General features: G+C 63.1%; 22 protein-coding genes. 16 read left to right on the forward strand and 6 right to left on the reverse strand.

The annotated features are described in order from the left end of the window. The first annotated feature begins 44 nt into the window (after positions 1-44). Together XALGPE39_RS15380 and XALGPE39_RS15385 are read left to right on the forward strand one after the other, a co-directional pair. On the forward strand, positions 45-524 hold the full coding sequence (locus XALGPE39_RS15380) for a hypothetical protein (protein WP_152624787.1): 480 nt from the start codon (positions 45-47) through the stop codon (positions 522-524). A gap of 157 nt (positions 525-681) precedes the next feature. Further along, on the forward strand, positions 682-834 hold the full coding sequence (locus tag XALGPE39_RS15385; protein ID WP_235429722.1) for a 2OG-Fe(II) oxygenase: 153 nt from the start codon (positions 682-684) through the stop codon (positions 832-834). A 25-nt stretch (positions 835-859) separates the two neighbouring features. Here XALGPE39_RS15385 and mntP read toward each other — a convergent pair whose 3' ends face one another. The 4 genes from mntP to acs all read right to left on the reverse strand — a co-directional run bounded on the left by mntP (position 860) and on the right by acs (position 6,428). Beyond that, a complete protein-coding gene (mntP, locus tag XALGPE39_RS00685) occupies positions 860-1,435 on the reverse strand; it encodes a manganese efflux pump MntP (protein WP_045726567.1) in 576 nt (191 codons plus the stop codon). Between the two features lie 537 nt (positions 1,436-1,972). Further along, on the reverse strand, positions 1,973-3,151 hold the full coding sequence (locus XALGPE39_RS00690; protein WP_045726568.1) for a hypothetical protein: 1,179 nt from the start codon (positions 3,149-3,151) through the stop codon (positions 1,973-1,975). A gap of 562 nt (positions 3,152-3,713) precedes the next feature. Then, complete coding sequence (locus XALGPE39_RS00695; RefSeq protein ID WP_045726569.1) at positions 3,714-4,379, reverse strand: response regulator transcription factor; 666 nt, start codon at positions 4,377-4,379, stop codon at positions 3,714-3,716. Between the two features lie 105 nt (positions 4,380-4,484). Continuing rightward, positions 4,485-6,428: an acetate--CoA ligase gene (gene acs / locus XALGPE39_RS00700; RefSeq protein WP_045726570.1), complete on the reverse strand. Its 1,944-nt coding sequence runs from the start codon at positions 6,426-6,428 to the stop codon at positions 4,485-4,487. Positions 6,429-6,802: 374 nt separating this feature from the next. Between acs and XALGPE39_RS00705 the strand changes: the two genes are divergently transcribed. From XALGPE39_RS00705 to xth, 7 genes are all read left to right on the forward strand, one after another. After that, positions 6,803-7,120 carry a DUF485 domain-containing protein gene (locus XALGPE39_RS00705; RefSeq protein WP_045726571.1) on the forward strand — a complete coding sequence of 106 codons (318 nt, stop codon included), beginning with the start codon at positions 6,803-6,805 and terminating at the stop codon, positions 7,118-7,120. Then, on the forward strand, positions 7,117-8,847 hold the full coding sequence (locus XALGPE39_RS00710; protein WP_045726572.1) for a cation acetate symporter: 1,731 nt from the start codon (positions 7,117-7,119) through the stop codon (positions 8,845-8,847). Before XALGPE39_RS00705 ends, XALGPE39_RS00710 begins: the two co-directional genes overlap by 4 nt. A gap of 150 nt (positions 8,848-8,997) precedes the next feature. Further along, the gene (locus XALGPE39_RS00715; protein ID WP_045726573.1) at positions 8,998-10,428 is read left to right on the forward strand and encodes a coniferyl aldehyde dehydrogenase; all 1,431 of its coding nucleotides are present in this window, start codon (positions 8,998-9,000) and stop codon (positions 10,426-10,428) included. 471 nt (positions 10,429-10,899) lie between these two features. Next, the gene (locus XALGPE39_RS00720) at positions 10,900-11,943 is read left to right on the forward strand and encodes a glycerophosphodiester phosphodiesterase family protein (protein WP_152624933.1); all 1,044 of its coding nucleotides are present in this window, start codon (positions 10,900-10,902) and stop codon (positions 11,941-11,943) included. 97 nt (positions 11,944-12,040) lie between these two features. Further along, positions 12,041-12,916 (forward strand): peptidylprolyl isomerase, encoded by an 876-nt coding sequence (locus XALGPE39_RS00725; RefSeq protein ID WP_045726574.1) that lies wholly within the window; start codon positions 12,041-12,043, stop codon positions 12,914-12,916. 8 nt (positions 12,917-12,924) lie between these two features. Continuing rightward, entirely contained in the window at positions 12,925-13,731 is an 807-nt protein-coding gene (locus tag XALGPE39_RS00730) for a hypothetical protein (protein WP_052689946.1), read from the forward strand. 78 nt (positions 13,732-13,809) lie between these two features. Further along, entirely contained in the window at positions 13,810-14,589 is a 780-nt protein-coding gene (gene xth, locus XALGPE39_RS00735) for an exodeoxyribonuclease III (protein WP_045726575.1), read from the forward strand. A 136-nt stretch (positions 14,590-14,725) separates the two neighbouring features. Here the strand turns inward: xth and XALGPE39_RS00740 are convergent, their stop codons facing one another. Next, positions 14,726-14,977, reverse strand: coding sequence for a GlsB/YeaQ/YmgE family stress response membrane protein (locus tag XALGPE39_RS00740; protein ID WP_045726576.1), 252 nt, complete (start codon positions 14,975-14,977; stop codon positions 14,726-14,728). A gap of 147 nt (positions 14,978-15,124) precedes the next feature. Between XALGPE39_RS00740 and XALGPE39_RS00745 the strand changes: the two genes are divergently transcribed. Continuing rightward, positions 15,125-15,736: a 4'-phosphopantetheinyl transferase superfamily protein gene (locus XALGPE39_RS00745; protein ID WP_045726577.1), complete on the forward strand. Its 612-nt coding sequence runs from the start codon at positions 15,125-15,127 to the stop codon at positions 15,734-15,736. A 34-nt stretch (positions 15,737-15,770) separates the two neighbouring features. Here the strand turns inward: XALGPE39_RS00745 and XALGPE39_RS00750 are convergent, their stop codons facing one another. Continuing rightward, positions 15,771-17,375, reverse strand: a complete 1,605-nt coding sequence (locus tag XALGPE39_RS00750) for an alkaline phosphatase D family protein (protein ID WP_152624788.1) — start codon at positions 17,373-17,375, stop codon at positions 15,771-15,773. Between the two features lie 99 nt (positions 17,376-17,474). Here XALGPE39_RS00750 and rsmG point away from each other — a divergent pair, with 99 nt between their 5' ends. The 6 genes from rsmG (at position 17,475) to XALGPE39_RS00780 (ending at position 22,145) form a co-directional block, all read left to right on the forward strand. Then, positions 17,475-18,116, forward strand: coding sequence for a 16S rRNA (guanine(527)-N(7))-methyltransferase RsmG (rsmG, locus tag XALGPE39_RS00755; protein ID WP_045728852.1), 642 nt, complete (start codon positions 17,475-17,477; stop codon positions 18,114-18,116). Positions 18,117-18,204: 88 nt separating this feature from the next. Beyond that, positions 18,205-19,002: an AAA family ATPase gene (locus tag XALGPE39_RS00760; RefSeq protein WP_045726579.1), complete on the forward strand. Its 798-nt coding sequence runs from the start codon at positions 18,205-18,207 to the stop codon at positions 19,000-19,002. Continuing rightward, positions 19,002-19,919, forward strand: coding sequence for a ParB/RepB/Spo0J family partition protein (locus tag XALGPE39_RS00765; RefSeq protein ID WP_045726580.1), 918 nt, complete (start codon positions 19,002-19,004; stop codon positions 19,917-19,919). Before XALGPE39_RS00760 ends, XALGPE39_RS00765 begins: the two co-directional genes overlap by 1 nt. Before the next feature lie 103 nt (positions 19,920-20,022). After that, positions 20,023-20,988 carry an SDR family NAD(P)-dependent oxidoreductase gene (locus XALGPE39_RS00770; protein WP_045726581.1) on the forward strand — a complete coding sequence of 322 codons (966 nt, stop codon included), beginning with the start codon at positions 20,023-20,025 and terminating at the stop codon, positions 20,986-20,988. A gap of 91 nt (positions 20,989-21,079) precedes the next feature. After that, entirely contained in the window at positions 21,080-21,802 is a 723-nt protein-coding gene (locus XALGPE39_RS00775) for a glycosyltransferase family 2 protein (protein WP_045726582.1), read from the forward strand. A 1-nt stretch (position 21,803) separates the two neighbouring features. Next, positions 21,804-22,145, forward strand: a complete 342-nt coding sequence (locus tag XALGPE39_RS00780) for a lipid-A-disaccharide synthase N-terminal domain-containing protein (RefSeq protein ID WP_045726583.1) — start codon at positions 21,804-21,806, stop codon at positions 22,143-22,145. Positions 22,146-22,187: the final 42 nt, after the last annotated feature.

Genomic DNA, 22,187 nt, shown 5'->3' on the forward strand with positions numbered 1-22,187 from the left:
CCTAAGTGGTTTTGTTAATTTTACATAAACAAGGATAATGGTTCATGAAAATTGCATATGGTCTTCTGGGTGCTTTTCTGTCTGTCGTATCTGCTGGTGCAAATGCTGGCATCATAACCGACAAGGTTGATGCCATATTTATTCAGTGCCCCAACTGCGCTGCTGGCAGAAATGCGGATTCAACCTTGAGCTACATAAAAATCGCAATTGCCGCATACGGATCTGCGGCAAGTAGCAATGGTTGGGGTCCAGTCAGTATTGGCAATAATGTACAGATTGAAAGATACACTCAAACGCCAGGTGGTTACTTTCTCGTCGATCATTTTTACACGATCAAGAATCTTCCGGTTAAATCCTTTGATGACTTGAATGATATGGGCGTTACTCGGGATTCAGATGTTAGAACTATTCCCGCGAGAGCTCAAGCCGAGGCTTCTATGAGGGGTGATCTCGTCGACTTCGTCGAAAGTTTCGCCGATTCGGGTGGAGTGACGACTATCTATGGATTTTTCCCGCATAATTGATGCTCTTTAACTGAATCCACCATGCTACCTAGTGTTGCTGGGCGGCATGGTGGATTACTATTTCTAATTGGAAATGGTGATGCTCTGTATTGTGGGAGTTTACTAGCATAAGCAATTCCAGTATTTTATTCGAAGTGAGCTGTATGACCTTGGATTGGTGAATGGTGCCGAGATCAGAACTGAAGATTGCGTCGGGAGCCTGCCGATTTTCCCGCCGGACTGGGTGTTCCTGCATGCCGTGATGCCGCCGCGCAGCGGCGACAAGGACATCCTGTCCACCTACCTCCAATTCACCGCCAAGCCGGCGTGAGCGCCTCGCACCGCTGTCGTGACGCTCAGCCCGCGCCGTGCAGATGTTCGTAGAGGATGGTGCAGCCGATCGCGATCAGCAGCACGCCCCCGATGATTTCGGCACGCTTGCCGGCCAGCGTGCCGAGGACGCGACCGAGCATGATGCCCAGGGTCACCATGGTCAGTGTGCACAGGCCGATGACGGCGGCGACCTCGATGATGTTGACATTGAGGAAGGCCAGGCCGACGCCGACCGCCATCGCGTCGATGCTGGTGGCAAAGCCGGTGACGGCAAGATTCCAGAAGCCGTGGCGCTTGGGCGTGGGATCGACGGCGGATTGTGTCTGCTTCCTGAGCCCGGCGACGATCATGTGCAGGCCAAGCGCGCAGAGCAGGCCGAAGGCGATCCAGTGATCGAAGGTAGTTACGTACTTGGACGCGGCCTGACCAAGTAGCCAGCCCAGCGCCGGGGTGAGTGCTTCGATACAGCCGAAGATCAGGCCCGCGCGTAGCGCATCGCGCCAGCACGGGCGCTGCATGGCCGCGCCCTTACCGACGGCGGCGGCGAAGGCATCGGTGGACATGGCGATGCCGAGTAACAGAATCGAAAGAAACGACATGGGGGACCTTACCGGGACTGGCGACAGCGACGAGTGCGCGCGCCCGGCCATCGCCTTGCGCACTCGCCGCTGGTCTCGCCAACCGAGATGGCTGCCCGCACCACGGCGCAACGGCCGAGTATGTTGATACGGGCGCTGTCCGCGCAGGTCGGACAGCAGGCTACTCCCCAAGGGGACGCGCAGTCTAACAGCGGTTAACAGCATCCAACACACTTCGAATGCACGCGAACCTGGCGCTGATTTTTATAGCCATCGCTATACGAAGGCATCATCGCAGTTGGCGCGATGGTGGGCAGCGATGTGTCGTATCTCCATGTCTGCGGACTCAAGCGCACCCCGACAGGCAACGGTGCGAGCCCGGCAGTGCGTCGATCTGTTTGCTGCTGTCGGTAGCAGGCGGAACTCGGTTGGACGCTGTCGATCGCGCGGTTCGCTGCCATGCGTGCGGTAATGCATCCGGTTCCCTGTCTGCCCCGAGAAAATCCAGACGCAATGACGCGGGGCGTTGAAACGCCCCGCGCCCATCAACGGACTGAATTAATTTGGCTTGTATGTATTGATATTGGTTCCGACGTAATGCCAATCTTCATTGTCGGATGGCGTGCTTGGGTAGTACCAGTGCCTCTGGCTTTCGGAGGTCTTTCGCGTGAAGTAATACGTCGTTCCGGGATTGATGAAGGATGCATAGAGATCACCGGGCTTGCCTTTGCGGTCGTTTTCGCTCCAGGTATGGAACGAGGGTCCGTTGTAGAAAGGCTCAGTGGTACTCAGGTACTTCCAAATTTTATTGCTCGAATCGCCGCTCGGGTAATCCGAGTAAGTTGGAGTAAGCAACTGGAAATATCTGGGTTTGCTATCGTCTGTCTTGAAGATGGAACCGACGGTTCCTTTTTTATCAAACCATCCCCATTTCTGTGGACCCTGGCTCAGTCCGATCTGTTGCACCACGCCACTTCCATCGACGTCGGATCGAACGCCTACGTTTACATTTTTGATGGCACCGGATTTTTTCATCAATGCACATGGAGGTTCGTTGGCAGACATGGTCCATGGATCGACAAACCTGACCTTGCCCTTGCCATCATCGGATTGGGGTGAGTCGAATCTTGCGCGTGCATAGGGAGTGGTTTCGCAGTCCGCCTTATCATCAAGCGAATAAGACGTTCCGTTTATGTAACCCGTGGTATTTTTCATCCTCTTATCGATACCGATACTGCCAAGATATGTAGAGGATTCTCCGGGGATATCAATGATGGATGCCTTCCACCACTGCAGCGCAGCATCGTGGCTATTCTGATCCTTTTCGATCCTTAGAACATATTTTTTCTGCAACTTCCAATCGAAGTTCAGTGAAATCTTTTTACCAGTCTCATCTAGTGTGGCAATCTTTGCTCCTGATCCTGCAATCGCATTGCTGGCATTGTAGATTCCGTATTCAACTTGCTTGATTCCTTTGTTGCGTTGCAGCCCAATATAGCCTGTGGTGGCTCCGCCAGATTTTTCGTTGCTATATGGTGTAAAAATATAGCTCCAACGCACCGAAGCACTGTCGCCCGGATCGCTCTCTATCGTCAATGGCATATCAATCTTCGTGTTGTCGTCCTTGTTGAGAATAAAATCCACGGCTGCAATATTGTCTGCGTGGCAAACAAGCGGAAGGAAGACCGTGGCACAAGCTATCGCTTTCAAAAAAGCGCCACATTTGATTTTTAGCATTTGATTATGTCCCTTGATTTATTGTAGAAGCAGGTGCGGTCGCATGGCATGTGGTAATCGGATATGTCATGGAGGTGGTTTGATCCGAAAATCCATGTCGAGTGATTGGTATAGCGGCCGGGGCGTGGCTTGGACATGGGCATATGCCTAATCCGCTATCCCTGATGCGTCACACGCCATGGGGCGAGAAGTGAATGGCGTAGTGGGGTCAGTCGCCCCATTCAAGGCCGCGATGGATGCAGCGATAGAACGCGTCCGTGTGCGAGCGCTATTGCAGCCGACTCGCAGCTCATTCCAGTGGGGTGAATCGTGACCGCTGCCGCGTCGTGGACCTGCCGTTATGGCGAGCCTCCGTGGGCTGGCAGGATCCGCGTTGGTCAGATCCAGTGCGCTGGAGATCCAGACGCTATTGGCCGTCCATCGGTCTGTATGGTTGCGTTGCCGCGCGTGCAGCAGGAGGCTGTTTTCCGGACCGACGCTGCGAGGTAACTCTTACTGTTTGTGCCTTCGGCCAGACGGCGGTCGTCGCCGCAGACAGCGTGTTAGCTTTTCGCCAGCGCGGTCAATCTTCTTCCGGTGGCAGCACGATGGCGTCGCTGTCGATCGCCAGCTTGCCGGCCAGTAGCACCGCCTGGGTACGGTTGGTGACGCCGAGTTTGCGCAGGATCGCGGTGACATGCGCCTTGATCGTGGCCTCGGAGACGCTCAGGTCGTAGGCGATCTGCTTGTTGAGACGGCCAGCGCCGAGCATCTGTAGTACCCGTATTTGTTGCGGAGTCAGTTCGCGCAGACGTTGCCCGACCTCGCGTTCGGCGCGCTCGGTGGGCGGTGCGTCGTGTGCCTCTGGCGGTGCCCAGCGTTCGCCGTCGAGGACCGTGCGCAAGGCCAGACCGATGGTGTCCGAGTCGGCCGATTTGGGTATGAAACCGAAGGCGCCATGGTCCAGCGCGCGTCGCATCACCGTCGGCTCTTCGCGCGCGGACACCACCACCACGGGCAATTGCGGATGCAGCGCGCGAATCTGCACCAGTGCGCTGAAACCCTGCGCGCCGGGCATGTTGAGATCCATCAGCAACAGGTCCGCATCGGCATGGCGGTCGGCCAGCGCATACAACGCTTCGACGCTATCGGCCTCGTACAGTTGCACGCCCGGCATCACTCGCGTTATCGCGCCGCGCAGTGCCTCGCGAAACAGCGGGTGGTCGTCGGCGATCAGCAGGGTCGGCATGAGCGGGGAGAATCGGCAAGAGAGCGCAGTGGCGACGCATCAACCCCGGAAGCGGGGGCGCCGTGCGACGCACCCCGTTTCTCGCGTCCTAGCGTCGCGTGCGGCTCAGCGTGTCAGGCGTTCGTTGACCAGCGAGTCCACCACCGAGGGGTCGGCCAGGGTGGAGGTGTCGCCGAGCTGATCGGGCGCGTTCTCGGCGATCTTGCGCAGGATGCGCCGCATGATCTTGCCCGAACGCGTCTTCGGCAGGCCCGGCGCCCATTGCAGGTGGTCGGGCGTGGCGATCGGGCCGATTTCCTGGCGCACCCAGGCCACCAGTTCTTTGTGCAGTGCCTCGCTGGGATGCTCGTCTGCAACCAGGGTCACATAGGCGTAGATCCCTTGGCCCTTGATGTCGTGCGGAAAACCGACCACCGCCGCCTCGGCCACTTTGGGGTGGGCGACCAGCGCGCTTTCCACCTCGGCGGTGCCGATGCGGTGGCCGGAGACGTTGATGACATCGTCCACGCGGCCGGTGATCCAGTAGTAGCCGTCGGCATCGCGGCGGCAGCCATCGCCGGTGAAGTAGGTGCCTGGATAAGTGCGAAAGTACGTGTCGATGAAGCGCTGGTGGTCGCCATAGACGGTGCGCATCTGTCCCGGCCAGGAGTCGCGCAGCACCAGGTTGCCCTCGGTGGCGCCTTCCAGGATTTGGCCGTCGGCGCTCACCAGTGCTGGCTGCACGCCGAAGAACGGCAGTGTCGCCGAGCCGGGCTTGAGGTCCGTGGCACCGGCCAGTGGGGTAATCAGGATGCCGCCGGTCTCGGTCTGCCACCAGGTATCCACGATCGGGCAGCGACCGTCGCCGATCACGTCGTAGTACCAGCGCCAGGCCTCGGGGTTGATCGGCTCGCCGACGCTGCCGAGCAGACGCAGGCTCTTGCGCGAGGTCTTTTTCACCGGCGCATCGCCTTCGCGCATCAACGCGCGGATCGCGGTCGGGGCGGTGTAGAAGAGCGTGACCTGATGCTTGTCGATGACCTCCCAAAAGCGCGACACGCTCGGGTAATTGGGCACCCCCTCGAACATCAGCGCGGTGGCGCCGTTGGCCAGGGGGCCGTAGACGATGTAGCTGTGGCCGGTGACCCAGCCGACATCGGCGGTACACCAGTAGATGTCGTCCTCGCGCAGGTCGAACACGGTCTCGTGGGTGTAGGCCGCGTACAGCAGGTAGCCTGCGGTGGTGTGCAGCACGCCCTTCGGTTTGCCGGTGGAGCCGGAGGTGTAGAGGATGAACAGCGGGTCTTCCGCGTTCATGCGCTCGGGTTCGCAGGTGGCCGGCTGGTTGTCGACCACGTCGTGGAACCAGCGGTCGCGCGGGGCCTGCATGTTCACCGCGCCGCCAGTGTGGCGGACCACCAGGACAGTCTCCACGCTGGTGGTGCCGGGTAGTTTCAGCGCTGCATCGACGTTGGCCTTGAGCGCGATCTTCTTGCCACCGCGCAGGCCCTCGTCGGCGGTGATGATCAGCTTGCTGCTGCAGTCGATCACCCGGTCGGCGATGGAGTTGGGGGCGAAGCCGCCGAACACGACCGAATGGATCGCACCGATGCGTGCACAGGCCAGCATCGCCACCGCTGCGTCGGGGATCATCGGCAGGTAGATGGTGACGCGGTCACCCTTCTGCACACCGAGGTTGCGCAGCGCGTTGCCGAGCCGGCAGACGCGTTCGTACAGTTCGCGGTAGCTGACCCGGTAGGATGGGACGTCCGGGCTGTCAGGCTCGAACAACAAGGCGGTTTTGTCGCCACGTCTGGCCAGTTGCCGGTCCAGGCAATTGACACTGGCGTTGAGCTCGCCGTCGTCGAACCAACGGATGCGGAAGTCATCCAGGGCGAAGTTCACGTCCTTGATCCGGGTGGGAGTCTTGAACCAGTCCAGGCGCTCGGCTACCTTGCCCCAGAACGCCTCTGGCTGTTCCAGCGATTGCCGGTACAGGGTTTGGTATCGAGTCTTGTCGACCCGTGCGCGGGTGGCGACGTGCGGATCGACGGGATAAAGATCGGCCATGGTTCCCTCTGCGATTGAACGTGTGCGCCGCATATCGGGCGGCTTAATGAATTACGTCATTCTGACGTATTCCGCGTCAACCGCGTTAGTCGGCGCAATGGACTCTACTGGCCAACAGGGCCCCGGCTGTCTACCGCTGAAGAATCCATAGTATCGACGGCATCACTCTAATCGCCCTGGTCGGCACCAGGCGTTTGCCGCGTATTCACGGTAATCTCTAGTAACCGGTCATTGGAGGAGTGTCGGTGCCGAACGGAGGGGCGGCCAGCGCGAAACGAGTGCGGTTGTAGAGTCGACGAACATTACTTGCGGTTTACCCAACCCACGTACAGCGTCTGATCCGTCTGTCGTGGTCACTTCCCGGGAGGCACCACATGAGCATCTCCAACGAGGCGTTGATTGCGAAGATCGACGCCGATCCGAAATACCACGCGCTCAAGCGCCAGCGCAATGCGTTGGGCTGGACGTTGACCATCCTGATGTTGCTGGTCTACTTCGGTTTCATCGGCTTGATTGCGTTCGACAAGGCGTTCCTGGCACAGCCGATCGGCAGCGGTGTCACCACCATCGGCATTCCGATTGCCATTGGGGTCATGGTGTTCACGATCATCATCAACGCCATCTACGTGCGCCGTGCCAACAGCCACTACGACCGGCTGACCGCGCAGATCCTTGAGGACGCCCGCTCATGAACAGAGTTATGCGAATGCCTGTGATGTTGCTGGCCACGCTGTTGCCAGTAGGCGTGGCGTTGGCGGCTGGTGGCGATGTTGGCCAGACCGACAAGCAGCCGACCAATTGGGTGGCGATTGCGATGTTCGCATTCTTCGTCGCCTGCACCTTGTGGATCACCAAGTGGGCGTCCAAGAAGACTCGCTCGGCCGCGGATTTCTATACCGCCGGCGGTGGTATCAGCGGCTTCCAGAACGGTCTGGCGATTGCCGGCGACTTCATGTCGGCGGCCTCGTTTCTGGGCATCACTGCGGCGGTGATGGCCAATGGCTACGACGGCCTGATCTACGCGATCGGTTTCTTGGTGGGCTGGCCGATCCTGACCTTCCTGATGGCCGAGCGCCTACGCAACCTCGGCAAGTACACCTTCGCCGACGTGGCCGGTTACCGTTTCGCACCGGCTGCGATCCGTGGCTTCGCCGCCGCCGGCACCTTGGTGGTGGTGTTGTTCTATCTGATCGCGCAGATGGTCGGTGCCGGTGCGTTGATCAAATTGCTGTTCGGCTTGGACTACTGGGTGGCGGTCAGCCTGGTCGGCGTGCTGATGATGATCTACGTGTTGTTCGGCGGCATGACTGCCACCACGTGGGTGCAGATCATCAAGGCGGTGTTGCTGCTGAGCGGCGTGACCTTCATGGCGGTGGCGATCATGTGGCACTTCCATTTCAGCTTCGAAGCGTTGTTCGCCGAGGGCGTGCGGGTGAAGACGGCGGTGGCGGCCAATGGTGGCGCTTCGCCGGAGGAGGCGGCCAGCGCTGGCCTGGCGATCATGGGCCCTGGCGGTTTCGTCAAGGATCCGATCTCGGCGATCTCCTTCGGCATGGCGCTGATGTTCGGCACTGCTGGCTTGCCGCACATTCTGATGCGCTTTTTCACCGTGCCCGACGCCAAACAGGCGCGCAAGTCGGTGTTGTGGGCCACCACTTGGATCGGCTATTTCTACATTCTGATCTTCATCATCGGCTTCGGCGCGATCGCCCTGGTATTGACCAACCCGCAGTTCGCCGATGTCGCCACCGGCACCATCCACGGCGGCAAGGGCGCGGCCAACATGGCGGCGGTGCTGGTCGGCAATGCGGTGGGCGGTAACGTGTTCATGGGCTTCATCTCCGCAGTGGCCTTCGCCACCATTCTGGCGGTGGTCGCTGGCCTGACCCTGTCCGGCGCTTCGGCGGTGTCGCATGACCTGTACGCCACGGTGCTGAAGAAGGGTCAGCCCGCGCCTGGTTCGGAGTTGAAGGTGTCGCGCATCACCACCATCGCGTTGGGCGCGATTGCGGTGTTGCTGGGCATCGTGTTCGAGAAGCAGAACGTTGCCTTCATGGTCTCGCTGGCGTTCGCCATCGCCGCCTCGGCCAACTTCCCGGTGCTGTTGCTGTCGCTGCTGTGGAAGGACTGCACCACCCGTGGCGCGGTGATCGGTGGCTTCCTGGGCCTGATCTCCTCGCTGGTGCTGACCGTCCTGTCGCCGTCGGTATGGGTGGACACGCTGGGCAATGCCACCGGCTCGGCGCCGTTCCCGTATACCTCGCCAGCGTTGTTCTCGGTGACGATCGGTTTCGTTGGCATCTGGCTGTTCTCGTTGTTGGACGGCAGCGCGCAGGCGGCCAAGGAGCGTGCGGCATTCAAGGCGCAGCAGGTCCGCGCCGAGACAGGTCTGGGCGCTTCGCGCGGATCGGCGCACTGACCCGCGCCAAAGCACGATCTTCGCCAAAGTGGTTGCACACGACGCCGGCCTTTGCGCCGGCGTCGTCGTGTGTGCGGTGCTGTCCGCATGGAAACACGATGGCAGCGGCTTCATGTCATCTCTACCGATAGCGCATCGTATAGTGCGCCCATGCTCACACCTGTTGCCGATGCCGCCGACACGCCGCTGGCCGCCTTGCCAGCCACCCTGCAACGTCTGCGCGCGGCCTGGCAGGCTGCCAAGCCGGAGCGGAGCCAGCGTCGCGATGATCTGCTCAGGCTGCGCGCCGCGCTGAAACGGCGTTTGCCGGAAATGGCCGATGCCATCGCTGCCGATTTCGGCCACCGCTCGCGCCACGAGTCGCTACTTGCCGACGGTATGACCGTGCTCGGCGAAATCGACCACCTGCTGCGTCACCTCAACCGCTGGATGCGCCCGCAACGGATTGGTGCCGGCTGGCGGCTGTGGCCGGCGCGCGCGGAAGTGCGGCTGGTGCCGGTCGGTGTGGTTGGGGTGATCGCGCCGTGGAACTATCCGGTCAATCTGGCGCTGATCCCGTTGGCCACCGCCATCGCCGCCGGCAACCATGTTTATCTGAAGCCATCCGAACACACCCCGCGCACCGCGCAATTTCTGCAATCCCTGTTGGCCGAGGTGTTCCCGCCGCAGCGGGTGGCGGTGGCGCTGGGTGGCGTTGAGATAGGCGCTGCGTTCGCCGCCTTGCCGTTTGACCATTTGGTGTTTACCGGCTCCACTGCGGTCGGGCGCAAGGTGATGGCGGCGGCCGCGCCCCATCTGACGCCGCTGACCCTGGAGTTGGGCGGTAAATCGCCAGCCATCGTCTGCCCGGACTATCCGCTGGAACAGGCCGCCGCGCGCCTGGCCACTGGCAAATGGTTCAACGCCGGACAAACCTGCATCGCCCCGGATTATGTGCTGATTGATGCTGATCGCATCGCGGCGCTGGTACAGGCGCTGCGTGCGCAGGTGCTGGCGCGCTACGGCGATTTCGCTAACGCCGAGGATTACACGCGCATCGTCAACGAAGGTCAGTACCGACGCCTGCGCGGTTACCTGGACGATGCGCGCGCGCGTGGATTGGAGGTGATTGAACTGGCCAGCATCGATCCCACTCGTGCTGAGCGCGAACGCTTGATCGTGCCCACCGTGGTGCTTCAGCCTTGCGACGATGCACTGGTGATGCAGGAGGAGATCTTCGGCCCGATCCTGCCGTTACGCGGCTATCACACGCTGGACGCCGCCATCGCTGAGATCAACGGCCGCGACCGGCCACTGGCGCTGTATCCCTTCAGTCATGACCGCGACCAGATCGAAAACATCTTGCATGCCACGCTCGCTGGCGGTGTCACCGTCAACGACAGCCTGCTGCATTTCGCGGCCAATGCGCTACCGTTTGGCGGTATCGGCCCGAGCGGCATGGGTGCATACCATGGCCGCGCCGGCTTCGATGCTTTCAGCAAAGCTTTGCCGATTCTGTGGCAGTCGCGTTGGGCCGGTACCGATCTGCTGAAACCACCCTACGCGCGGATCGCGCGCATGCTCACGCTTCTTTTACGCTGACATAGCCAAAGTGCCGCGCCAGCAGAGGTGCTGTAGTTACTGAGCTGCTATTGAGTGGCTCGCGATACGCAGAGGCGTCCCTGGCTCGTCGTGCGCAGCATATTGGCTTCACGACATCTTACCTGCTCGTGTTCCGCCTCATATTCCGTGTCGGTGATTCCAGTGTGACTGGCTTCGTAGCGGAATATATGCGGCCATTAGCATTTTCTTTTTTGCGTCTCCTTGTGGAAATAAATAATTCATAGCGAGGTGTTAGGTTTTTTTATGATGCCACCGCCGATCACGGTGGCTCAGGCTCCTGCGCGAAACGTGCGTGCGGAGCGCAGCAAACGAGCTGCCGCCTGCGTCGACCTGACAGCGGCTCGTGCCCGTGTCTCTCCTTTCCCTCAGAACCGGACACAACCCAATAAGATCCCATTCGTTCCCTCGCCCCTGGCGCGTTCCTGCCGTGTGCTCGGCGTCCTGGTGGTCATGGCGGCCCTGCCGCAGATGGCGTTGGCTAAATGCACCGACACCGTCGGCACCAAGATGAGCAACATTTTGTTCCCCGACAGCAGCGGCGACGTCATCGTGCTTGCCCACCGCGGCCTATGGGGCCGCGCCGCAGGAGAGAGAATGCTCGACACGCCGGAAAACTCGCTCGGTTCGATGCAGGCCGCCGACTCGCAGTGCATGGACGGTATGGAGCTGGACGTCAAGATCACCAGCGACGGCGTGCCAGTGTTGATGCACGACTATAACCTCGGCCGCACCACCAACATCTGGACCTCACGAGTCGGCGAAACCAAGTACAGCCCGATTACCAACGAGGGCGACAACCCGCGGGTCAATATGGTTCGGTGGCCGGTGGTGAGGCGTCTGTTGCTGCTGACCCCCGACCGCAGGACGACGACTAACTATACAGTTCCAAGCGTGTCTGCCGTGTTCGCCTACTACAAGCAGCACGGCCTGCATACGCCGATCGTGTTCGATATCAAGTCCGCTGACGCGGTCCGCGCAGTGTCGCATGACGCCGAAGCCGCGTTCTCGGTGGCGTCGCCCAGCTTCGTGGCAACCAAGGTCAACGCCACCCTGTACCCGAGCCGCGCGGCTTACAGAGTCGATGGCAGCGCGATGGTTGGCATCCCGATATTCACGACCAACATGCTGGCGAAGATCGATGTCGACAAAGCCGTCGCCGATTGGTTGGATACCAAAGAGCCGATTGAGATCGACGTCAAGCAGCTCGGCGGTCTACTGCAGAAGCAGGCCGATTTGGTGCGCGAGAGCGGTGCGCGTCTGTCCGTGTTCCAGACGATTCCGGACGGTCCGCGCGAGGGGATGTTCTTCAAGAACACAGGTGCGTGCTGCTATCAGTTGTCTGACCTGTACTTCTCCTATCCGGGCGGCCGCGATACCGCTGATAACCGCGGTGATCTCGACTTCATCGTCAACCAGGAATCCTTCGGCCTGATCACCACCGACGATCCGAAGGGAGCGATCGCCTACCTGCAAGCGCGTGGCAAGCACGACTGATTGCTTTGCATGACCTGGGCGGTCGACCATCCGGTCGACCGCCTCCCCCGACCGCGGCGCTCCGGCGCCGCGCGTGGACCATTTTCAGGAGAAGCGCATGTCCGTTTTCTTTGCCAAGTCCGCCGCGCTGACCGTCTGTGCGCTGACCGCATTCGCCACCCTCGCCGCGCCTGTCGCCGAGCACGCTGCCGCTGATCCGGTAGTGCTGCGGGTGGGCGCACAGCAGTTCACCGCCAGCGAATACCGCGCCCTGGCAGGCCAAGGCGCGCGCGGCGTCGCCGGCATCGACAATCCATCCGTCGTCCGCCGTTTTGCCGACCGCGCCATCCTGCTGGACCAGGCCAAGCAACAACACCTGCAGGATGATCCAGTTGTGGCCGCGCGCCTGCGCCAGGCTGCCGACGCGATCCTGGCTGAGGCCGCACAGGCTCGGCTCGTCACCAATGCGAAGATCGACGAAGCGATGTTGCGCAAGCAGTTCGCGGCGCATCCGGATGACTACACCGAATACGATCTGCGCCACCTGTTCGTCGCACTGCATCCACAGAACGGTGCGCGAGCCGGACATGTCTTGACCGATGCGCAGGCGCTGCAGCGTGCCGAAGCGCTCAAACGCCAGCTCGATGGCGGCGCCGATTTCGCCACCCTGGCGATGCGCGAGTCGGACGACGCCACCACCGCTGGCGATGGCGGGCAGTTGTCGCCGACCTTTGGTCGTTACTTGGCCGATGCGTTCGTCGCGCCGATCCACCAGCTTGCGGTGAATCAGGTATCCGCGCCGGTGCGCGGAACCGACGGTTACCATTTGATCTACCTCGAGACGAAGACCGCTGCGCGTTTCCAGACGGTGCGCGGGCAGATCGAACTGCAGCTGCGCGAGCAGGCTGCCGCCGATGCCATGGAGCGGTTGCGCCAGGCGCAGCCGATGGCGTTTGACCGCGCCGCCTACGCCGCCGCCGCCGCCGCGCGCTGAGTAGACCGATGTTGCCGCGTCCTGCACTGTTATGGCTCGGTGTCGGTGTCGCGACGGCGATCTCCGCTGTGCTCGCGGCTGTCCTGTTGTTGCCGACGACGGCGGCGGCGGTGCGAGCACCGTTGGAGCCTGCAGCCGGCTCCGTGTCCGCTGCTACGCCCGCCACGCTGGGGTTGCCGGCGGATGCGAGCCAAACGCAACGTCTGTACGCCACCGCGCTGCTGGCTCTGGACTGCCGGCAGCGCGCGCAAGAGCCTGCCCCCAGCGCGATGCTGACACCAGGGAGCGATGAGGCCAACAACGAGGACGCCAAGGCGGACCGTCTGGCGGAACAGCGGCGGCGCGTGGCCTGTCGCGGTGTCGCCCAGATCGATGACGCGCAGGCCGAGGCGATGCTGCGTACCGCCGCCGTGCACGGCGACGCCGATGCGCAGCGTTACCTGCTGAAGCGGCGGGTGGAGCAACTGGCTGCGCGGGCGGTCGCCGCAGACGGGCAACTCAAGCCGCTGTCCGCCGCCGACCAGCACGATGCCGAGGATGTGGTCAGGCAACTGGAAGACCGCGCATTGAACGGTGATCGCCAGTCGATCGATGCGTTGGCACAGTTGCTGGCCTCGCCTTGGCTGACAGTGGCCGACCCCCCGTATGCTGCGGCTTGGGAGCTGGCCGCGCGGCAGGCGCCGGATCGGCCATTTCCGCCGCCGGAGCAGTTGGTCGATGCCGAGGAACTGCTCGATGGGCTGAACGAGGCGCAGCGCCAGCAGGCGCTAAGCCTGGCGTCTGGGCTGTTCGCACAGTGCTGCGCGCGGCACTGAACGGCCCGGCGCTTGCGCGTTTGGCCGTTGCGGCGGCTGCGGTCAGAATAGTGGCCGGCTCCTCGTCTTGGATTTCCTTTGAAAATCGCCTCCTGGAACGTCAACTCGCTCAACGTGCGCCTGCCGCACTTGCAACAGTGGCTGGATGCGTTCGCGCCAGATGTGGTGGGCATCCAGGAGACCAAATTGGAGGACCACAAGTTTCCCGATGCGGCGCTGGTTGAAGTCGGTTATCGCAGCGTATTTGCCGGACAGAAGACCTACAACGGCGTGGCAATCTTGTCGCGCACGCCGCTGCGCGATGTGCAGATCGGTGTGCCGGGTCTGGAAGACGAGCAGAAACGCGCCATCGCCGCGACCGTGGGCGATCTGCGCATCGTCAACCTGTACGTGGTCAATGGTCAGGATGTGGGAAGCGACAAGTACAGCTACAAGTTGCGCTGGCTGCAGGCCGTGCATGCCTGGCTCGCCGTCGAGCTGCAACGCTATCCGCGTTTGCTGGTGCTGGGCGATTTCAACATCGCGCCAGACGCGCGCGACGTACACGATCCGCTGGTGTGGAGCGATGACCACATTCTCACCTCCACCGCCGAACGTAGCGCGCTGCGCAAGTTGTTCGAGCTGGGCTTGCATGATGGCTTTCGCCTGCACCATGACGATGGCGGTATTTTCAGTTGGTGGGATTATCGTCAGGCGGGCTTCCGCCGCGATCTCGGCCTACGTATCGATTTGACTCTGGTGTCCGATGCGCTGAAGGCATGCACACGTGCTGCTGGTATCGATCGCACACCACGGACCTGGGAGCGTCCCAGCGATCATGCGCCCGCCTGGATCGCGCTGGAGCCGACGCAGGCATGATCGCCTCCGGTCATGGCGACGACCGACACGCAGATTGGCAATCTCATCGGTTCGCTTGCCATGCGATGCGCATGCGGCCGCAAAACGTAAAACGCCCGGCGAACCGGGCGTTGGCGCGTAGTGTCGCGGTGATGCGTCAGCGTGCGCGGCCGCGGGTGACCAGATTGACGACCGCAAGCAGAATGACCGCGCCGATCAACGAATACAGGAACGTCCACAGATTGATCGCTTGGTTGATCCCGCCGCCGAACACCCAGCCGGCGATCAACGCGCCGACGATGCCGACCACGATGTTCATGATGATCCCCTGCTGTGCATCGCGACGCATGATGATGCTGGCCAGCCAGCCCACGATGCCGCCAACGATCAACCAGATGATGATGCCCATGCGTGACACTCCTCGGTTCTGCCCGCACCAGGAGCGGTGGAGCATGACGCATTTAAGGGGCCTCGCCGTGAAGCGACCGTATAACGTCAGGGCTGGCGCGCAGGGGCGCTGGTGTCCTGTGGGTGCCAGGTGAGCGTACCGATTCCATTGCCGACCTCGGCAGCGTGGCAGGACTGCCGTATCGGTCCGGTGGCGCTATGGCTGCGGTCGCACCCACCACGTACCTCTGGTGAGGCGACCGCGCGGTCCCTGCTGGCCGCCGAACTGGGGGTGACGTCGGCGCAGTTGCCGCTGCACCGCGATGCGCGCGGACGGCCCGTCCTGCATGCGCCGCTGGCGCATGTGGATACCGGCTGGAGCCATAGCGGCGATTACCTGCTGGTGGCGGTCGCGGCAGATGTGCGGCTGGGCGTGGACATCGAGCGCCAGCGTCCGCGTCCGCGTCTGCTCGAAGTGGCGCAACGGTTCTTTCATCCGGACGAGACGGCGATGCTGCTGGCGCTGGCGGCACCCGCGCGCGAGGCGCTGTTCTTTCGTCTGTGGTGCGCCAAGGAGGCGCTGCTGAAGGCGCACGGCCATGGTCTGGCGTTTGGCTTGCATCGGTTGTGTTTTGCCGAAGATGCCGCCGGTGGACTGCACTTGGCCTGGTGTGACCCTGCCCTGGGCAGGGTTGCTTGCTGGCACGTACACGAATGGCAGGCGCTGCCTGGCTACCGCGCCGCACTGGCCTGGCGCCGGCTCGATGCATCAAGCCGGTGATGTAGGATCGATCACTGGGTGAGGCGCGTGGGGATCACGCCTCCAGCGCGCCGGCGCGGCCATCCTCGACCACGAAACGCTTGAGTGTGGAGACCGTGGCTTCGCGGTCGCGGCGGTCGGAGATCGTCTGCAGCCGTGTTTCCATCTGCGTCGCACTCAGAGAGACCGACACGTAGCCGCGGTAACGGCTCTCGGCATAGCGGACTTCCGGGTTGTCCTTCAGCATCTGCGCGATCGATGCGGGGGACGGGCCATCGGAGGTGACGGAGGTGCCGACGAATTCGGTCGCCAGCGTTGGCGAGTGCGGGTCGCTGGCGTCGGCTTTGAGGTCGGTGACCCAGTAGGAATGGATGTCCCCGCCCCAGAACACCGGATTGCGCATGCCGCTGCGCGCGACCGCCTGCAGCATGCGCGTGCGCGTGGCCGGGTAGCCATCCCAGCCATCGGTCCAGTGGCCGGGTTGGTTGTTGTCGCGGTCGCGTTGCAGGATCGGGGCGACCAGCAGGTCCTGCGCAATCACGTTCCAGCGTGCCTGCGAACGGGCGAAGCCGGCATACAGCCAGTGCTCCTGCGCCGCGCCGAGCATGCTGCGGGCCGGGTCGTCGATGTCCTTGCAATCGCTTGCGGCGATGTGTCCGCCGCGCCAGCCGTTGGGCAGCGGGCAGGGTTGTTTGCTGCGGTATTGACGACCGTCGAGGACGAAGAAGCGCGCCAGCGCGCCATAGTCCAACGCACGGTACAGCGGCATGTCCGGCCCATGCGGGCGATGTCGGGCGCGCAGCGGGAAGTGTTCGTACATGGCCTGGTAGGCGGCGGCGCGGCGGCGCAGGAAGCTGGCTGTGGAAATGGAGGGGTCCTGCGACCAACGGTTGGCGTAGTCGTTCTGTACCTCGTGGTCGTCCCAGGTCGCCACGCAGGCGGAGCCAGCGTGCAGGGCTTGTAGGTCGGGGTCGGTGCGGTACAGCGCGTAGCGGTTGCGGTAACCGGCCAGATCCATGCAGTCGCCGCTGCCATGCGCGCGTACCACGTTGGCCGCTGCCGCACCCTTGTGGCTGTATTCGTAGATGTAGTCGCCGAGGAAGAACACCAGATCCGGCTGCTCGGCGGCCAGATGGCGGTAGGCGCTGAAGTAGCCCTGTTCCCAGTGCGCGCAGGACACGAAGCCCAAGCGTGCGCTGTCCAGGCGGCCGGGTGCCGGTGCCGTGCGCGCGCAGCCGAGCGGGCTCTGCGCGCCCAGCGCTTGGAACCGATACCAATAGGGCCGCCCCGGTTGCAGCCCGCTCACTTCCACGTGCACGGAATGGCCCCAGCGCGGATGCGCCGTCGCCACGCCACGTTGGACCACCTGCGTCATGCCCGCATCGGTGGCGATGCTCCAGCGCACGGGTACCGGTGCGTGCAAGCCGCCTTGGCCGTCCGGGGCCAGCGGCTGCGGTGCCAGCCGCGTCCATAGCACCAGGCCATCGGGCAGCGGATCGCCAGCCGCCACGCCTAGGGTGAATGGATCCTCGCCGCCACTGGCACGGGCAAACGGGCTGAGCAGTGGCGTTGCCGCCAGCAGTCCCAGTCCCGTCAGCACACGGCGGCGGCCAGGATCGGTGGCCGTGTCGCTGGCGGGGGTATTTCCGGAGTTCGACATGTCGATTGTCGCGATTAGCAGGAGCCAGCTTTGTATTGTCGCTCACGATGATGGTGGTTGCTTGCCAGCATGTCTGGCGGCAACTGCGATAATCCGGCGATGACCGACGCTCCCCTTCCCGAATCCGTTCGCGCTGCACTCGAACAGGGCCTGCGCGCGCAGGCCTTGGACGCCGCCGCGCTGGTGCCGCCATTGCTGGCCTACCTGACGCTGCTGGCGCGCTGGAACCGCACCTACAATCTCACCGCCATCCGCGATCCGCATGACATGGTGACCCGTCATCTGCTCGATTCCCTGGCGATGCAGCCCTTCGTTGGCGAGGGTGCGCTCGCCGACCTGGGCACCGGCCCGGGTCTACCGGGGCTGCCGCTGGCGATCGCCTTGCCACGTTTGCGTGTGACCCTGGTCGAGAGCAACGGCAAGAAGGCGCGCTTTCTGCGTGAAGCGGTGCGCCAGTTGGGTCTGGACAATGCACGGGTAGCCGAGTCGCGCGCCGAGGCGCTGGACGAGCCGGGTGGCTACGACCTGTTGACCGCGCGTGCGCTGGATACCCTGGCCGGCATCGTCGCCATTGGTGGACATCTGCTGCGCCCAGGCGGGCGCCTGCTGGCGATGAAGGGGGTGCGTCCGGACGCGGAAATCGCCGCCCTGCCGTCAGGCTGGACGGCGCCGACGGTGCACCGGCTACAGGTCCCGGGTCTGGGCGAGGACCGCCATCTGGTGGTGGTCGAGCGCGGCTGAGCGGTGTTGGTGTCCGGCCCGGATTTCCGCCCTGGGGGATGTGACCGCATAATGCCCGGTCATCTCCCATCGCCGACGAGGCTCCCGCATGGCCCGCATCATCGCCATCGCCAACCAGAAGGGCGGCGTCGGCAAGACCACGACTGCGGTCAATCTGGCCGCCGCGCTCGTGCGCCAGACCCAACGCGTGCTGCTGGTGGACTTGGACGCGCAGGGCAACGCGACGATGGGCAGCGGCATCGATAAGCGCGAGCTGGAAGCCTCCACCTGCGACGTCCTGCTCGGCGAGCACACCGCTGCGCAGATCCGAGTGACCGCGCCAGAAGGCTTCGACCTGCTGCCGGGCAACATCGATCTCACCGCTGCCGAGATCCAACTGATGGACCAGACGGCGCGCGAGCAGCGGCTGAAGACGGCGCTGACCCCGCTGCGCGCGGAGTACGATTTCATCCTCATCGATTGCCCGCCGGCGTTGTCGCTACTGACCCTAAACGCGTTGACCGCAGCCGATTCGGTGATCGTGCCGATGCAATGCGAGTACTACGCGCTGGAGGGGCTGACCGCGTTGCTGGAAACCATCGAGGCGCTGCGCGCCGAACTCAACCCCGGCTTGGAGATCGAAGGCGTGTTGCGCACCATGTTCGACGTGCGCAACAACCTCGCCAACGCGGTGTCGGCGGAGCTGACCAATCACTTCGGCGACAAGGTGTTCCGCACCATCGTGCCGCGCAACGTCCGCCTGGCCGAGGCGCCCAGCCACGGCCAGAGCATCGTCGGCTACGACCGCACCTCGCGCGGCGGAGTTGCTTACCTGGGGCTGGCCGGCGAGGTCGTGCGCCGCCGCAATCAACGTAATCGGCCGGTGCCGGTGATGGAGACGTTTTGATGAGCGTCAAGACTCCTGCTCTCGGAGCCAAGAAGCGCGGTCTTGGCCGTGGCCTGGAGGCGCTGCTGGGGCCGACCGCCGCGTCGGCGCCCACGGCCGACACACTGCAACCCGGCGATAGTCTGCGCCGGTTGCCGGTGGGGCAATTGCAGCCGGGTAAATACCAACCACGCCAAGAGATGGACCAGGCCAAGCTGCAGGAACTGGCCGAATCGATCAAGGCGCAGGGCGTGATCCAGCCGATCGTGGCGCGCGAGCTGGTGCCGGGAACCTTCGAGATCGTCGCCGGCGAACGCCGCTGGCGCGCCTCGCAGTTGGCCGGCCTGAGCGAAGTGCCGGTGGTGGTGCGCGAACTCGACGACCGCACCGTCATCGCCATGGCGCTGATCGAGAACATCCAGCGCGAGGACCTCAACCCGCTGGAAGAGGCGCAAGCGCTGCACCGATTGATCGACGAATTTTCCCTGACCCATGCCGAGGCTGCCGAAGCGGTGGGTCGCTCGCGTGCCTCGGTGTCCAATCTGCTGCGGCTGTTGGAATTGCCGCCGGCCATTCGCGTGCTGCTGGAGGCGCGGCGGCTGGAAATGGGCCACGCACGCGCGCTGTTGACGCTGTCGCCGGAACTGGCCAGCCGTCTGGCGGCCGACGCCGCCGACCAAGGTTGGTCGGTGCGCGAGGTCGAGCATCGTGCGCAGCAGTTCGCCGCCGGCAAGGTGCCGAGCAACCGCAAGCCTAAACCGGGTCGCACCGCGCCGCAGGCCGACATCGCTTCGTTGGAGAACGAGTTGTCCGAATCGCTCGGGACCAAGGTCGCCATTGCGCATGGTGCTGGCGGCAAGGGCAAGCTGGTCATTCACTACACCGATCTGGACACCCTCGATGGTGTGCTGGAACGGCTGCGCGGCAAAGTGTCCTGAGTCCAGCGCCGACTCGGCCCATGCCTTGCGCCGCTGCCATCGCCACGGGTGATGCGCCGTCTTCGTGCGGCCGCTTGGCGTGCGCGGATTGCCGGAGATCGCAATGACGGTCTTGGTGACAGGCGCGGCTGGCTTCGTCGGCGCATACACCTGCCGCGCGCTGGCGGAGCGTGGCGAGACGGTCATTGGTCTGGACAACTACAACGATTACTACGATCCGCAGCTCAAGCGCGATCGCGTCGCCGCGCTGTGTCCGCAGGTCGACATCCGCACGCTCGACCTGACCGATCGCGAGGGCTTATCGGCGCTGTTCGAGCAGACGCGACCCGAGCGCGTGGTGCATTTGGCCGCGCAGGCCGGTGTGCGTTATTCGCTGCAAAACCCACACGTTTACGTTGACAGTAATCTGGTCGGTTTCGTCAACATGCTGGAACTGTGTCGGCATCGCGGTGTACAGCACTTGGTCTATGCCTCCAGTAGTTCGGTGTACGGCGATTCGGCCACTGCGCCGTTCTCCGAGGATCAGCGCATCGATCAACCACGTTCGCTGTACGCGGCGACCAAGGCCGCCAACGAACTGATGGCGCACACCTACGCGCAGTTGTATGGACTGCGCGCGACCGGATTGCGCTTCTTCACCGTCTATGGCCCGTGGGGGCGACCGGATATGGCGCCGCTGTTGTTCAGCCGCGCGGTACTGGCTGGGCGCCCGATCGAAGTGTTCAACCATGGCCGCATGCGTCGCGATTTCACTTTCATCGCTGACATTATCGCCGGCGTGCTCGGCGCGCTCGATCATCCTTGCGGCGAGGCGGTACCGCATCGCGTGTTCAACCTCGGCAACCATACGCCGGTCGAACTGGAGCACTTCATCGGCGTGATCGAAGCCGCGGCTGGCCGCCATGTCGAAAAACTGTATCGACCGATGCAGCCTGGCGACATGATCGAGACGATGGCCGATACTGCGCGTGCGCAGGCGGCTTTCGGCTTCGATCCCACTACCCCGATCGAAACCGGTTTGCCGCAGGTGGTGCAGTGGTGCCGGGACTATTTCGGCGCATTCGCTTGAGCCGCGCCCACGGCCCGGCCCGCACGCCGGATCATGACGGGCGGCGTCTGCATTTCACGCTTCGCACTTCTTGCCGAACTTTGCCGTCCTCATGAATCAGCTTTCCCTTTCCGTTGTCGTCCCGGTGTTCAACGAGCGCGACAATGTGCCGCCGCTGGTGGCCGAGATCCTCGCCGCGCTGCGCGGCATGATCGATTTCGAGATCGTTTACGTGGATGATCATTCGCGTGACGACACCCTGGCGGTGCTGGAAGGGCTGAAGGCCACGACCCCGGAACTGCGCGTACTGCACCATGTCAGCCAGAGCGGGCAGAGCACCGCGGTCCGCAATGGGGCCAAGGCCGCGCGCGGGCGGTGGATCGCCACCCTCGATGGCGACGGCCAGAACGACCCGGCCGATATTCCCAAGCTGCTCGGCGCACGCGCTGCGGCCTCGCCGCAGGTCAAATTGTTCGCCGGCTGGCGAGTCTCGCGACAGGATTCGAGCAGCAAGCGCTGGGCATCGACGTGGGCCAATGCGATTCGCGCGCGTATGTTGCGCGACGACACCCCGGACACCGGCTGCGGCATCAAATTGTTCGAACGCGAAGCGTTCCTGGATCTGCCGTACTTCGATCACATGCACCGCTATTTGCCGGCGCTGATGCAGCGGGCCGGCTGGCAGACCCTGAGCGTGCCGGTGAACCACCGCCACCGTACCGCTGGCGTGTCCAAGTACAACAATCTCAACCGCGCCCTGGTCGGCATTCGCGATCTGCGCGGCGTGGCCTGGTTGATCGCGCGTAGCCGCCGCACCGTTGTGCAGGAGCGCTGAGATGCAACCGCACCTACTCGACCAGCCGATCCAGTCGCTGTATTGGACTGGCGTCCACGTCACCGGCTGGAAGTTGATCGGCTACATCGGCGCGCTGATGTTCGGCGGTCGCTGGCTGTTGCAATTCATCGCCTCCAAACGTGCCGGCAAGCCGGTGATCCCGCGCATGTTCTGGTACATGAGCGTGATCGGCAGCCTGATGACGCTGAGTTACTTCCTGTTCTCGGCCAAGCAGGATTCGGTCGGCGTCTTGCAGAATCTGTTCCCCGCCTTCACCGCCTTCTACAGCCTGTATCTGGATATCCGGCACCGGGGTTGGCGTCGTGACCGCGCCTCGCACTGAATGCTGGCGTCGCGGTGGCGAGGAATAGCGCCCAGATCCCGC

This window comes from Xanthomonas sp. GPE 39, from assembly GCF_000963005.1.
Taxonomy (GTDB): domain Bacteria; phylum Pseudomonadota; class Gammaproteobacteria; order Xanthomonadales; family Xanthomonadaceae; genus Xanthomonas_A.

Coding starts and splice junctions, on each gene's coding strand:
- XALGPE39_RS15380 (WP_152624787.1), top strand. CDS start 45: ATGAAAATTGCATATGGTCTTCTGGGTGCTTTTCTGTCTGTCGTATCT.
- mntP (WP_045726567.1), bottom strand. CDS start 1,435: ATGTCGTTTCTTTCGATTCTGTTACTCGGCATCGCCATGTCCACCGAT.
- XALGPE39_RS00690 (WP_045726568.1), bottom strand. CDS start 3,151: ATGCTAAAAATCAAATGTGGCGCTTTTTTGAAAGCGATAGCTTGTGCC.
- XALGPE39_RS00695 (WP_045726569.1), bottom strand. CDS start 4,379: ATGCCGACCCTGCTGATCGCCGACGACCACCCGCTGTTTCGCGAGGCA.
- acs (WP_045726570.1), bottom strand. CDS start 6,428: ATGGCCGATCTTTATCCCGTCGATCCGCACGTCGCCACCCGCGCACGG.
- XALGPE39_RS00705 (WP_045726571.1), top strand. CDS start 6,803: ATGAGCATCTCCAACGAGGCGTTGATTGCGAAGATCGACGCCGATCCG.
- XALGPE39_RS00710 (WP_045726572.1), top strand. CDS start 7,117: ATGAACAGAGTTATGCGAATGCCTGTGATGTTGCTGGCCACGCTGTTG.
- XALGPE39_RS00715 (WP_045726573.1), top strand. CDS start 8,998: ATGCTCACACCTGTTGCCGATGCCGCCGACACGCCGCTGGCCGCCTTG.
- XALGPE39_RS00720 (WP_152624933.1), top strand. CDS start 10,900: ATGGCGGCCCTGCCGCAGATGGCGTTGGCTAAATGCACCGACACCGTC.
- XALGPE39_RS00725 (WP_045726574.1), top strand. CDS start 12,041: ATGTCCGTTTTCTTTGCCAAGTCCGCCGCGCTGACCGTCTGTGCGCTG.
- XALGPE39_RS00730 (WP_052689946.1), top strand. CDS start 12,925: ATGTTGCCGCGTCCTGCACTGTTATGGCTCGGTGTCGGTGTCGCGACG.
- XALGPE39_RS00740 (WP_045726576.1), bottom strand. CDS start 14,977: ATGGGCATCATCATCTGGTTGATCGTTGGCGGCATCGTGGGCTGGCTG.
- XALGPE39_RS00750 (WP_152624788.1), bottom strand. CDS start 17,375: ATGTCGAACTCCGGAAATACCCCCGCCAGCGACACGGCCACCGATCCT.
- rsmG (WP_045728852.1), top strand. CDS start 17,475: ATGACCGACGCTCCCCTTCCCGAATCCGTTCGCGCTGCACTCGAACAG.
- XALGPE39_RS00760 (WP_045726579.1), top strand. CDS start 18,205: ATGGCCCGCATCATCGCCATCGCCAACCAGAAGGGCGGCGTCGGCAAG.
- XALGPE39_RS00765 (WP_045726580.1), top strand. CDS start 19,002: ATGAGCGTCAAGACTCCTGCTCTCGGAGCCAAGAAGCGCGGTCTTGGC.
- XALGPE39_RS00770 (WP_045726581.1), top strand. CDS start 20,023: ATGACGGTCTTGGTGACAGGCGCGGCTGGCTTCGTCGGCGCATACACC.
- XALGPE39_RS00775 (WP_045726582.1), top strand. CDS start 21,080: ATGAATCAGCTTTCCCTTTCCGTTGTCGTCCCGGTGTTCAACGAGCGC.
- XALGPE39_RS00780 (WP_045726583.1), top strand. CDS start 21,804: ATGCAACCGCACCTACTCGACCAGCCGATCCAGTCGCTGTATTGGACT.